Source organism: Nonomuraea sp. B10E15 (assembly GCF_039871615.1).
In the GTDB taxonomy this organism is placed as follows: Bacteria; Actinomycetota; Actinomycetes; order Streptosporangiales; family Streptosporangiaceae; genus Nonomuraea.
In genome coordinates, this window is the sequence record NZ_JBDPMB010000007.1 from 128,649 (window position 1) to 140,851 (window position 12,203).

Below are 12,203 nucleotides of genomic sequence, written 5' to 3' on the forward strand. Positions count from 1 at the left end.
CGGGACAACGGTTCCGACGGAAGGAAGCGCGTGACCGAGATACGGATGCGGGTGAACGGCGCCGCCGAGTCCCTCGACGTCGAGCCGTGGGTCAGCCTGCTCGACGCCCTGCGCGACCGGCTCGGCGTCACCGGCCCCAAGAAGGGCTGCGACCAGGGCGCCTGCGGCGCCTGCACGGTGCTCGCCGACGGCGTGCGCATCAACGCCTGCCTGGCCCTGGCCGTCCAGTACGACGGCAAGGAGATCACCACGATCGAGGGCCTGGCGACCGGCGATGACCTGCACCCGATGCAGGCGGCGTTCATCCGGCACGACGGGCTCCAGTGCGGCTACTGCACACCCGGCCAGATCTGCTCGGCGGTCGCCATGCTGGCCGAACACCGCGCGGGCATGCCCAGCGCCGTGACCGAGCGGCCGGGAGAGCTCAGCGAGGCCGAGATCAGGGAGCGCATGAGCGGCAACCTGTGCCGCTGCGGCGCCTACAACGGCATCGTCGACGCCATCAAGGACGTCGCGGGTCAGGAGGCACGGTGAAGCCGTTCGCGTACGTCAAGCCCGCCGACGTCACCGGCGCCGTCCGCGCGATCTCCGACGAGCCGGGCGCGAAGTTCCTCGGCGGCGGCACCAACCTGGTCGACCTCATGCGCGAGGGCGTCGAGCAGCCGGACACCGTCGTCGACGTCACCGGCCTGCCCCTCGACACGGTCGGTGAGCTGCCCGGCGGCGGCCTGCGGATCGGCGCGCTGGTGCGCAACAGCACGCTCGCGGCCGACGAGCGGGTGCGCGCCCGCTTCCCGGTGTTGTCACAGGCGCTCCTCTCCGGGGCCTCGGCCCAGCTCCGCAACATGGCGACCGTCGGCGGCAACCTGCTCCAGCGCACCCGCTGCCCCTACTTCTACGACCACGCCGCCGCCTGCAACAAGCGCGAGCCGGGCCGCGGCTGCGACGCGCTCGGCGGGTTCAACCGGTCGCACGCCGTCCTCGGCGTCAGCGGCAGCTGCATCGCCGCGCACCCCTCCGACATGTGCGTGGCGCTGGCCGCGCTCGACGCCGTGATCGAGGTGGAGAGCGTACGCGGGACGCGGCGCATCCCCATGACGGACTTCCACCGGTTGCCCGGTGACACACCGGAGATCGAGACGGAGCTGGCCCCCGACGAGCTGGTCACGGCGGTGGAGCTGCCGCCCGCCCCGGTCGCGGCCCGCTCCCGTTACCGCAAGGTGCGCGACCGGGCGTCGTACGCGTTCGCCCTGGTCTCCGTGGCGGCGGCGCTGGAGGTGCGGGACGGCACGGTGACGGCGGCGCGGCTGGCGCTGGGCGGGCTCGCGGCCAAGCCGTGGCGGGCGCACGAGGCGGAGCGGATCCTGCTCGGCGGGCCGGCGAGCGAGGAGTCCTTCACCCGCGCGGCCGAGGCCGAGCTCGCCGGGGCCGATGTCCGGCCGGGCAACGCGTTCAAGGTCCACCTGGCGCGCGCCACGATCGTGGCCACGCTGCGCGAGCTGAACACCGGAGAGGGCCCGGGAAAGGACAGGGCATGACCACGAAATTCGCCGAGACCGAGCAGCGGCAGGACACCGTCAAGCACGTCGGACGCCCGGTCGACCGGGTCGACGGCCGGGCCAAGACCACCGGCGAGGCCCGCTACGCGGCTGAGCACCGCTATCCGGGAATGGCCCACGCCGCGCTCGTCCACGCCACGGTCGCCAGGGGCCGCATCGAGGCCATCGACACCGAGGCCGCGCGGGCCGTGCCCGGCGTCATCGAGGTGCTCACCCACGAGAACGCCCCGCCCATGAAGCCGGCGCCGAAGACCAGCCTGATGAACCCCAGCTCGCTGGCCTCCGGCACGTCGGTCCCCTACCTGGGCACGGACGAGGTGCACTGGAACGGCCAGCCGGTGGCGGTCGTGGTGGCCGAGACGCCCGAGACCGCCAGGCACGCGGCGTCCCTGGTGCGGGTCGCGTACCGCGAGCTGCCCGCCGTGGTGGACTTCGCGGCCGAGGAGCCGAACGCGCAGCCGCAGAAGGGCAACGTGCTGCAGCCGGCCGGCGGCGACAAGGGCGACGCGGTGGCCGCGCTCGCCGCCGCCCCGGTCTCGGTGGACCTGCGCTTCACCACGCCGCCGGAGCACCACAACGCGATGGAGCCGCACGCCACGATCGCCGTGTGGGACGGCGACCACCTGACGGTGCACGAGAGCACGCAGAACATCGCCTGGCTGCGCGCCCACCTTGCGCTGAGGTTCGGCATCCCCGAGCGGGCGATCAGGGTGCTCTCCCCCTACGTGGGCGGCGGGTTCGGCGGCAAGGGCTTCGTGTGGGCGGGCACGCTGCTCGCCGTGCTGGCCGCCCGCGCGACCGCCCGCCCCGTACGGCTCGCCCTCACCAGGGAGGGCGTCTACCGCACGGTGGGCGGCCGCACCCCCACCGTGCAGCGGGTCGCGCTGGGGGCCGGCGCCAACGGTGACCTGACCGCGCTGATCCACACCAGCGTCGCCACGACCGGGCGGATCGGCGGCATGCCGGAAGGGGTGATCTCGTCCTCCCAGCACCTCTACGACGCCGCCACCATCCACCTGCGGCAGCGCATCGTCCAGCTCGATCTGCTCGCCAACACGGCCATGCGCGCCCCCGGCGACTCCGTCGGCTCCTTCGCGCTGGAGTCGGCCATGGACGAGCTGGCCTGCGAGCTGGGCATCGACCCGATCGAGCTGCGCAGGCGCAACGAGCCCGCGCGCAACCCGATGGACGGCAAGCGGTTCACGCACCGGATGTTGCGCGAGGCGTACGAGCTGGGGGCGGAGCGGTTCGGGTGGCGGGAGCGCGACCCCCGGCCGGGCTCCATGCGGGACGGCCGCTGGCTGGTCGGCATGGGGGTCGCCACGGCGTACCACTCGTCGTTGACGATGCCGGCCAGTGTCACAGTGCGGCTCGCCGCGGACGGCACGGTCGTGGTGCGGTGCGCCCTCCAGGAGATCGGCGTCGGCGCGGCCACCGTGCAGGCCCAGATCGCCGCGGACGAGCTGGGCGTTCCGCTGGAGGCGGTACGCGTGGAGATCGGCGACTCCGAGCTGCCCGCCGGGCCGGGGGCGGGCGGGTCGGCGCAGACGGCCAGCGCCGCGGCCGGGGTGCTGGACGCCTGCCGCAAGCTCAAGGAGTCGGCGCTCGCCCTGGCGCGGCGGGCCCCCGACTCGCCGTTGCGCGGGCGCAGGCTGGCCGAGCTGGAGGCCCGCGACGGCGGTCTCCACCACGGCGGGCGCGGCGAGACGTACACGGCGATCCTGGCCCGCGCGGGACGCGACCACCTGGAGGCGGGTGGGGGGACGGGCATGCTGAAGTTCCTGGCGAGGACCCTGAACGAGCGCAGGCGCTGGGTGAAGGGCGCGAGCGGCGCCCACTTCTGCGAGGTGCGCGTCGACCGGGACACCGGAGAGGTACGCGTGTCGCGCTGGCTGGGAGTGTTCGACGTCGGCCGGGTGATCAACGCGAAGACCGCGGCGGCGCAGCTGCGCGGCGGCATCGTGATGGGCATCGGCATGGCGCTGTCGGAGGCGACCCAGGTGGACCCGCGCACCGGCCGCGTCATGAACCCGAGCCTGTCCGAGTACCTCGTGCCCGTGCACGCCGACATCCCCCGCATCGACGTGCAGTGGCTGGACGTGCCCGACCCGACGACGCCTCTGGGGCTGCTCGGGATCGGGGAGGTGGGCATCACCGGGGTCGCCGCCGCGGTCGCGAACGCCGTCAGGCACGCCACCGGCAGGCGGGTCGTCGACCTGCCCATCACCCTCGACAAGCTGCTGGAGGTCCACGGTTCGCCGGGCCGCCCAGGCTAGGCTTCCGTGGAGAAGGAGGCGCCCATGTCCCGCCCGCCCGTCCCGCCGTTCACCGAGGAGAGCGCCCGCGTCAAGGTGCAGGCCGCCGAGGACGCCTGGAACACCCGCGACCCCGAGAAGGTCGCGGGCGCCTACACCGAGGACTCGGTGTGGCGCAACCGCGACGAGTTCGTGACCGGCCGCGACCAGATCGTCGAGTTCCTGCGCCGCAAGTGGGCGAGGGAGCTCGACTACGCGCTGCGCAAGGAGTTGTGGGCGGTGCTGGGCGACCGCATCGCGGTGCGCTTCCAGTACGAGTCGCGCGACGCCACCGGGCAGTGGTGGCGCAGCTACGGCAACGAGCAGTGGGAGTTCGACGCGTCGGGCCTGATGCGGCGCAGGGAGGCCAGCATCAACGACGTGCGCATCACGGAGGCCGAGCGGCGCATCTTCGGCCCGCGCGGCGAGGCCGAGCACGGCGTGGACGTCCTGCCGCTCCAGTGAGGGCGCGCCCGCGCAGGTGAGGGCCCGCGCGGGCGAGGCCCGCTCAGGTGAGGTAACGCAGCCACAGGTACGGCGTCGACAGCGCCACGGTCACGAACGTGACGACCAGCCCGTACTTCGTGAACTGCCAGAAGCTGATCGGGGTGCCGTTGCGGGCGGCGATGCCGAGGATGACGACGTTGGCCGCCGCCCCGACGGCCGTCGCGTTGCCGCCCAGGTCGGCGCCGATGGCCAGGGCCCACCACAACACCTGCGCCGACTCGCCGCCGCCCGCGGCCTGGACGAGCTCGGCCACGATGGGGCTCATGGTGGCGACGTACGGGATGTTGTCCACGACGGCCGACAGCACGGCCGAACCCCACAGCAGCACCATCGCCGACAGCGCCAGCCGCCCGCCGGTGGCCTGCGCCGCCGCCTCCGAGACCATCCCGATGACCCCGGTCTCCACCAGGGCCCCGACCATGACGAACAACCCCGCGAAGAACACCAGCGTCGGCCACTCGACCTCGCGGATGGCCTCCTCGGTCGTCACCCGGGTGGCCGCGACCAGCACGCCCGCGCCGAGCAACGCGACCACGGACGGCTCGTAGTGCAGCACGGGATGGAGCACGAACGCCGCCATCACCAGCACCAGCACGGCCAGCGACTGCCGCAGGAGCCGGTGGTCGGCGATGGCCTCCCGCTCGTTCAACGTCATGATCTCCGCGGCCCGCTCGGGGTCGTACGTGAACGCCGACCTGAACAACCACCTGCACAGCCCGATGAACACCGCCACCAGCACCACGATGAGCGGCGCCATGTGGACGAGGAAGTCGTTGAAGGTCAGGCCGCCGCGGCTGGCGATGATGATGTTCGGCGGGTCGCCGACGAGCGTGGACGCGCCCCCGATGTTCGACGCCAGCGCCTCGGCGATCAGGTAGGGGGCCACGGGCAGCGCCAGCCGCTCGCACACCAGGAACGTCACGGGCGCGATCAGCAGCACGGTGGTCACGTTGTCGAGCAGCGCCGACGCGCACGCCGTGATCACGATCAGCAGCGCCATGAGGCGGAACGGCCGGCCCTTGGCCCGTTTGGCCGCCCAGATGGCCAGGAACTCGAAGACGCCGGTCTGTTTCAGCACCCCGACGATGATCATCATGCCGAGGAGCAGGAAGATCACGTTCCAGTCGATGCCGGAATGTTCGCTGAAGAACGCCGAGCCCGCGTCGGTGGCGTGGATCGCCAGCATGATCGCCGCGCCGCCGAGCGCCGCCGTGACCCGGTGCACCTTCTCGGTGGCGATCAACGTGTACGCGCACAGGAACGCGGCCACCGCCACCCAGGCCGTAACGGTCAAACGAACTCCAGAGTCGGTGACAGGACCGCCGGAGACACACGTTATCAACCCTGATCACAGGGCCCGCGGAGGCTTCAGCCGAGCACCGGCTCCTGGTGCGGCCCGCCCTTCAGCTCGTGGAAGCCCGGGGTGCCCGCCACCAGCAGCGTGCCGTCCCACAGCCGGCCGGCGTCCTCGCCGCGCGGGACGCGCGACACGACCGGGCCGAAGAACGCGATCCGCCCGCCGCCGCCCGGGCCGTCGCCCGTGCCCGTGACGGCCACGATCGGCGTGCCCACGTGCTCGCCGACCAGGGCGATGCCCTCGGCGTGCGAGGCCCGCACGTCGTCGTCGTAGTCGGTGGACAAGCCGGCTTCGGCCAGCCCGGCCGGGAGCCCCGCGCTCTCCAGCGCCGCGCGCAGGTCGCCGATCCAGTCGCCGCCGTCGCCGGTGGTCCACAGCGCGGTGTAGAACCGGCCCAGCGCCTCCTGGCCGTGATGCCGCCGGACCGCCGCGCACACGCGCACCGGGACCCACAGGTAACCCTCGGGGTCGCCCTCGGGGTCGTCGTCGCGGCCCTCGTTGAGCACGGACAGGCTCATGACGTGCCAGCGCACCTCGACTTGCCGGACCTTCCGCACCTCCAGCAACCAGCGGGAGGTCACCCAGGTGTAGGGGCAGGACGGGTCGAACCAGATGTCGGCGATCACGCGGTAGACCCTAGTTCTTGCCGGCGGGCGGTTCGCCGTCCCCCGGCACGGCAGGCCTGAGATGCGACGGCTCCTTCCCCTCCGGCTTGGGAGGCGGCGGCTCGGGCGGCGGGTCACGGAGGAGCTCGGGTACCGACCGGTAGAGGATCGCGGCGATCGGCACGGCGACGACCGCGCCCGCGATGCCCGCCAGGATGCCGCCGACGGCCAGCACGATGATGATGGCCAGCGGGTGGAAGCGCAGCACCCTGCCGACGATCAGCGGCTGCAGCACGTGGTTCTCGAGCTGCTGCTCCACCACCAGGATGCCGACGAAGATCAGCGCATAGACGGGGCCCCTGGATCCGAGCGTGACCAGCGTCGCGACCGCCCCGGCGAAGAAGATGCCGACGATGGGGACGAAGCTCGCCAGGAAGATCAGCAGGGCGAGCGCCGGCCAGAGCGGAACCCTCATGACCGCCAGCACGATGCCCATGACGATGCCGTGCACCGCCGCCACGGCCACCGTGCCGTGCACGTAATGCGAGAGCGTCGCCCAGGCCGTCCGTCCCGCCCTGTCGACCCGCGGCGCCGCCGTACCGAACCCCTTGAGGAACCAGCCCCAGATCCGGTCGCCGTCCTTCAGCAGGAAGAACGTCACGAACAGCAGCAGCACGATGGAGGCCAGCACCTCGAGCACCACCATGGTGCCCTGGAGCACCGTGGTGGTGATCTGCTGCTGCTGCGCCCTGATCAGGGCCGCGACGTCCTCGACCCACTGGCTGAGCTGGTTGGGCTCCAGGCGCAGCGGGCCGCTGTAGAGCCAGCCCTCCACGGTCTTCGCGGTCTCCTGGACCTGCCTGACCAGGCCGGGGAACTCCTCGTTGCCGCGTACACCGATGATCCAGCCCGTCGCGGCCAGCACGGCGAGCGCGACGAGCATCGTCACCCACGTGGCGTAGATCGGTCGCATGCCCGCCTCGCCCAGGCGCTTGGTCAGCGGGAAGAGCAGCGCCGTGAGCAGCAGCGCGACCGCCACGGGCAGCGCGATGAGGCGCATCGCCGCCACCACGCCGATCAGGTAGTTGGCCACCACGCCGATGAGGATCAGGCACGCGCTCCACGCGGCCATCCTGGCCAGCAGCGGCGGCACCAGCCCCCACAGGGGCTCCCGACCAAGCTTGAGGTTCTTCACACCATCATCTCTGCCCCGAATGGGCGGGACTCCACGGCGAACGGTGATCCGAACCAGGCGGTCAACAGCCCTCGCGGGCCAGCGTGACGTCGCGCCGCACGTCGGCGTGCGGCAGCGGCCGGACGTCGAAGGCGGACGTCCTGTGCCCGCCGGCGGTGACGGTGATCCTCGCCTTCGGCAGACCGCCTCCCAGCCACTGCTCGTAGCGGCCCTCGGAGCCGGTGCCCACGGTCCACGACTCGCGGTGGCGCTCGACCGTGACCGTCGCCCCCGCCAGCGGGGTCACCGTCCCGTCGCACGCCTTCGAGCGCACCTGGCCGGACAGCCGCGCCCAGTGCCACGGCGCCCGCGCCTCCAGGGTCACGCCGAGGCGCGGCGCCGGGTACGGCGTGTCCTCGTTCACCACCAGGTCCGCCTCGTACGTACCCGGCCTGGAGAGCTCGCGGGCGTCCAGCGTGAGGGTGACCCGGGCGCTGGCGCCGGGAGCGAGCGTGCCGCGCGCCGGCTTCGCGCTCAGCCAGGGAGCGTCCGTGCTGGCCGCGTCGCAACCGTCATGGCCGGGCAGCAACTCCGTGAACGGGGTGACGCGCGGGCCGTCCGCGCCGCCCACCTTGTAGAGGCCGCAGGCGGCGGCGCCCCGGAAGAGGGCGTAGCGGGAGTTCGGCAGCGGCGTCCAGGTGTCGGCGTCGGGGTCGTACGCGAACGCCTCGTTGGTGAGGGTGGTGCCGCCCTTCGTGACCCCGCCGGCGACGACCAGCCTGCCGTTCGCCACCGCGTAGCTGCTGCCCCACAGGTCGAACGGCAGGTCGGCGATCCGGTCCCAGGCGTCGCCGGCCGGGTCGTACACGTAGGAGCGCTGCGTGCCGCGCGGTCCCTCGGCCAGCCCGCCCGCGCAGTAGACCTTGCCGTCCAGGCCGCCGCAGGCCGCCCACGAGATCGGCTCGGGGTAGGGGGCGGCGGTGGTGAAGCGGTCGCCCGCCACGTCGTAGACCGTGACCTGGGTCGTCGCCGTCTGGCACTCGCCGGCGCAGCCGCCGACGGCGTAGATCCTGCCGTCGAGCACGGCCGAGCCGACCGCGCCCCACGGGTGCGGGTTGTCCGCGCCGGTGCTCCAGCCGTCGGTCGCGGGGTCGTAGATGAGGGTACGCGCGGCCGGCTCGCCCTGCGCGTCCCAGCCGGTGACGACGTAGAACCTGCCGTCCACGAACCCCGAGGCGGCCTTCTGCCGGGCTTCCGGCATGTCCGCGACAGGGGTCCAGGAGGTCGTGATCGGGTCATAGACGTACGAGGCGGGCGTGCCGCCCTCGCCGCGCAGGGAGCCGCCGAAGGAGTACACCTTGCCGTCGTGGAATCCGGCGGCGTTGTCCCTGATCGTGGTCGGGTAGTCGGCGACGCCCGTCCACGGCCCCGCAGCCGCGGCCTGCTCGGTGGTGGCTGGTCCGGGCGCGGCCGGGGTGATCGCGGCAGGGCTGAGGCCGTCCGTCTCGACCCGGCGCACGGGCGCGCCCCGCAGCGCGGGCCCGACGTCCCGACGCGAGTCGGCGAGGTCGTAGGTCAGCGGCGCGGTGCCCCGGTTGGTGAGGGTCAGGCGGGTTCTGACCTTCTGGCCGAGCCTGGCCCGCTCCGAGACGTCGTCCTCCTTGACCGAGAGCCGGCCGGCCTTCAGCGTGAAGTCGGTCCTCGCCACCTCGCCGGCCTTCGCGGTCACGCGGGCGGAGGCCGGCCGGTAACCGCGCTGGGCGGCGGTGAGCAGGCGCTCGCCCGACATGGGCGCGAACACCCAGTAGAAGCCGTCGGGCAGAGCGTCGTCGTCAGGGGTCGGCGCCGTCTCGCTCTCCATCGCCCCGCTCGTGACGGTGGCGGTGTCGACCGGGTCGCCGGTGTTCGCGTCGGTGACGGCGCCGTACACGAGCGTGCCGGGCACCGGCGCGCACACGCCGTTCGCGGCGGCGTAGCCGGGGGCGGCGCAGGCGGTCGCGTCGATCCGCGCGGACAGGTCCAGCGTGACGTCGCCGCCGACCGTGACCTGGCCGGTCACCGGGGCGTAGCCGGGGTGGCGCGGGGTGGCGGTGATCTCGTACGTGCCGTCCAGGGGCAGGTCGAGAACTGCCCGCCCGTCGCCGGGGTCGCCGAACCACGTGCGCCCTGCCCCGGCCACGGTGACCGCCGCGTACACCGGCCAGCCCTGCCCCGACCCGTCCACGACCCGGACCGTCACGCGCCCCGTGGGCGCGGCTGAGAGCCCGACGTCGATGGTCCGCGTCTCGCCGCCGCTCACCTGCACGTCCTTGAGGTCGTGCGTCCGGTAGCCGAAGAACGACAGGCTGACGTCGTAGCCGCCCTCGTCCAGATAGAGCCGGTACGTCCCGTCGGCGGCGGTCGTGGTGTCCAGCGTGCGCGGCCCGGTGGCGGACACCCGCACGCCCGCCACCGGCTCGCCGGTGCGCTCGTCGGTGACCGTGCCGGTCAGCGTGCCGGCCCTCTTTCTCGGCGATGCGCCGACGGCCCGGTAGGCGTCCAGCATGCCCTCGCCGTACACGTTGTTGTCGCCCGCGGTGCCGCCGCAGGTCGTGTCGGCGCGGTCCTGCGCGGTGCGGTCGAGGATGTCCCTGGTCGCGGCGATGTCCCCGGCCAGCTCCGGCGCGGCGGACCACATGAGCGCCACCGCGCCGCTCACGTGCGGCGCGGCCATCGACGTGCCGCTCTGCACCTCGAAGCCGCCGCCGGGAGCGCTGGACCGTACGTTCTGGCCGGGCGCGGCGATGTCCGGCTTGCTGTCGTCGGCCCCTTCCGCGCCGCGCGAGGAGAACCAGGTCACCGCGCCGTTCTGGTCGACGGCTCCGACGGCGTACGACTCCGGGTACTCGCCGGGGGAGTGCTGGGTGCCGCAGTCGGACCCGTCGTTACCCACCGCGAAGGCCGGGAAGATGCCGGCCGCCACCCACTGGCGCACGTAGTCGCGGTACCACTCGTCACCCGGCGCCGAGGACCAGGAGTTGTTGAGGATGTTCGGCCGCTTGGCCGGGTCGGGCGCGGAACCGTCGGCCGCCGTGGGGGCCAGCATCCACTGCGCGGACAGCGCCAGCGTCAGCTCGCCGCACCGGTAGTCCTGGCAGCCCCTCGCCGCGATCCACCGGGCGCCGGGCGCGACGCCGATGCCCCCGGAGCCCACCATGGTCCCCATGGTGTGCGTGCCGTGGCCGTAGGAGTCGCACGGGCCGGGCTCGGCGCACAGGTTCGTGGGGTCGTACCAGTTGTAGTCGTGCGTCCCGCCCGCGCCCCGGTACGCCCCGGCCAGCGCCGGGTGGGCCACGTCCACGCCCGAGTCGATGTTGCCCACCACGACGCCGTGCCCGTCGCTGCCGTAGTCGCTCCACACCTTGTCGGCGTGGACGGCGGCCACACCCCACTCCACCGCCCCCGCGGCGGCCACGCGCTCGCCCGGCTTCCGCTCGGGCAGCCGGTAGGTGCGCGGCGTCCGTACGCGCTCGACCGCCGGATCCTGCGCCAGCTCACGCGCCAGCGCGGCCGAGCCGCTGTGCACGTAGATCGAGTTGTCGATGAACAGGGAGGTGTACCGCGCCCCCGACCGCTTCAGCAGCTCCCGCGCCCTGGCCTGGCTGGACTCCGCGGTCGAGCGCAGCTCGTCCACCACGGCGGCCCCGCGCGCGGTCCAGTCCTTGATCGCCGGGGCCCGTTTCAGCGCTGCCCGTGCCTTGAACTCCACCCAGAACGCGGAGTCCCCACCCGCCAGCCGTCCGGCCAGCTCGGCCTCGACCTTCGTACCGCCAGTGTCGCCGCCAGTGTCGCCGCTCGTGTCACCAGGTGGGTCGCCGGCCCTGTCACCAGGGGGGTCACCAGGCGTGTCGCCGGCCGCCGCCTGGCGGAACGGGGTCCGAGCCGGTTCGGCCTGAGCCTGCGCGGGGACCGTCATCCCGGTCAGGACGAGCAGCGCCGTCATCGCGACCGAGATCGCGGCGGCGGTGCGGCGCGGTGGCCGGGCGGGAAAGACGTGCTGTCGCAACGGGGAGCCTCCACTCGCGGCGCCCGGCCATCGATGTCGACGAGCGCCACGAACGCCGTCGAGCAGCCTGGCCCACGACCTGCGCGACCTTCAAGCACAACCTGAGGCAACATCACGCCATGTCATGAATACGACAACCGCACGGCACTGCCCTCGTGACGACATGATCTGGATCTCGTAGCTGGAGAGATGCCGGTCGCCGTCTCCAACGCGAATGAAGCTCCCCTTCGTCATTCCGGCGCCTCTGTAGAAGCACGGCTTCTGGGCTGGGTCCAACTCCGGGACCTCGGCCACAACGAGCTTCACGCCCTCGTAGTCGTGGACACGGATCAACGGGCGTAGGGGGGTCCATGTCCGTAGAACAGAGCGAGGCCAGGTCGCTGGAGACCTTCACGGCATCACGTACGCCGGTCGCGGTGAAGGCCGCTTTCTCGTCCAGGCCCAAGATGAGCACCCCGCCATGCGTGTTGGCGAAGGCGGAGAGAGTCTCCCGGACCGCCTTCGGCAACTCACGGTGGGCTTTCTTTGACCTCGATATCCGAGACGTCACCACCCAAGGTGCGAAGGTTCTCGACCGCCTCCTGGCCTACGCCCACATCATGCTAACCGTCATGCCAAATGACATGTAGCTGTGGGCGCATGGAAGGCTACTCTTTGTGTTG

Annotated in this window: 9 protein-coding genes; 5 read left to right on the top strand and 4 right to left on the bottom strand. The window is 72.7% G+C overall.

Annotated features, from left to right (window positions below; translation table 11 throughout):
* The first annotated feature begins 45 nt into the window (after window positions 1–45).
* Genes ABGB14_RS21900 through ABGB14_RS21915 form a run of 4 tightly spaced genes read left to right on the top strand, consistent with a single transcriptional unit; the run spans window position 46 to window position 4,318 of the window.
* On the top strand, window positions 46–534 hold the full coding sequence (locus tag ABGB14_RS21900) for a 2Fe-2S iron-sulfur cluster-binding protein (RefSeq protein WP_347645860.1): 489 nt from the start codon (window positions 46–48) through the stop codon (window positions 532–534).
* Window positions 531–1,538: a xanthine dehydrogenase family protein subunit M gene (locus ABGB14_RS21905; RefSeq protein ID WP_347645663.1), complete on the top strand. Its 1,008-nt coding sequence runs from the start codon at window positions 531–533 to the stop codon at window positions 1,536–1,538. Before ABGB14_RS21900 ends, ABGB14_RS21905 begins: the two co-directional genes overlap by 4 nt.
* Entirely contained in the window at window positions 1,535–3,835 is a 2,301-nt protein-coding gene (locus ABGB14_RS21910) for a xanthine dehydrogenase family protein molybdopterin-binding subunit (RefSeq protein ID WP_347645664.1), read from the top strand. Before ABGB14_RS21905 ends, ABGB14_RS21910 begins: the two co-directional genes overlap by 4 nt.
* A gap of 24 nt (window positions 3,836–3,859) precedes the next feature.
* Entirely contained in the window at window positions 3,860–4,318 is a 459-nt protein-coding gene (locus ABGB14_RS21915; RefSeq protein ID WP_347645665.1) for a nuclear transport factor 2 family protein, read from the top strand.
* Window positions 4,319–4,361: 43 nt separating this feature from the next.
* Here ABGB14_RS21915 and ABGB14_RS21920 read toward each other — a convergent pair whose 3' ends face one another.
* The 4 genes from ABGB14_RS21920 to ABGB14_RS21935 all read right to left on the bottom strand — a co-directional run bounded on the left by ABGB14_RS21920 (window position 4,362) and on the right by ABGB14_RS21935 (window position 11,541).
* Window positions 4,362–5,654 carry an ArsB/NhaD family transporter gene (locus ABGB14_RS21920; RefSeq protein WP_347645666.1) on the bottom strand — a complete coding sequence of 431 codons (1,293 nt, stop codon included), beginning with the start codon at window positions 5,652–5,654 and terminating at the stop codon, window positions 4,362–4,364.
* Window positions 5,655–5,728: 74 nt separating this feature from the next.
* Window positions 5,729–6,343, bottom strand: coding sequence for a disulfide bond formation protein DsbA (locus ABGB14_RS21925; RefSeq protein WP_347645667.1), 615 nt, complete (start codon window positions 6,341–6,343; stop codon window positions 5,729–5,731).
* A gap of 10 nt (window positions 6,344–6,353) precedes the next feature.
* Window positions 6,354–7,517 carry an AI-2E family transporter gene (locus ABGB14_RS21930; RefSeq protein WP_347645668.1) on the bottom strand — a complete coding sequence of 388 codons (1,164 nt, stop codon included), beginning with the start codon at window positions 7,515–7,517 and terminating at the stop codon, window positions 6,354–6,356.
* Between the two features lie 61 nt (window positions 7,518–7,578).
* The gene (locus tag ABGB14_RS21935) at window positions 7,579–11,541 is read right to left on the bottom strand and encodes a S8 family serine peptidase (RefSeq protein WP_347645669.1); all 3,963 of its coding nucleotides are present in this window, start codon (window positions 11,539–11,541) and stop codon (window positions 7,579–7,581) included.
* Between the two features lie 350 nt (window positions 11,542–11,891).
* Between ABGB14_RS21935 and ABGB14_RS21940 the strand changes: the two genes are divergently transcribed.
* Window positions 11,892–12,170 carry a hypothetical protein gene (locus tag ABGB14_RS21940; RefSeq protein WP_347645670.1) on the top strand — a complete coding sequence of 93 codons (279 nt, stop codon included), beginning with the start codon at window positions 11,892–11,894 and terminating at the stop codon, window positions 12,168–12,170.
* Window positions 12,171–12,203 lie beyond the last annotated feature (33 nt).

Coding starts and splice junctions, on each gene's coding strand:
- ABGB14_RS21900 (WP_347645860.1), top strand. CDS start 46: ATGCGGGTGAACGGCGCCGCCGAGTCCCTCGACGTCGAGCCGTGGGTC.
- ABGB14_RS21910 (WP_347645664.1), top strand. CDS start 1,535: ATGACCACGAAATTCGCCGAGACCGAGCAGCGGCAGGACACCGTCAAG.
- ABGB14_RS21940 (WP_347645670.1), top strand. CDS start 11,892: ATGTCCGTAGAACAGAGCGAGGCCAGGTCGCTGGAGACCTTCACGGCA.
- ABGB14_RS21915 (WP_347645665.1), top strand. CDS start 3,860: ATGTCCCGCCCGCCCGTCCCGCCGTTCACCGAGGAGAGCGCCCGCGTC.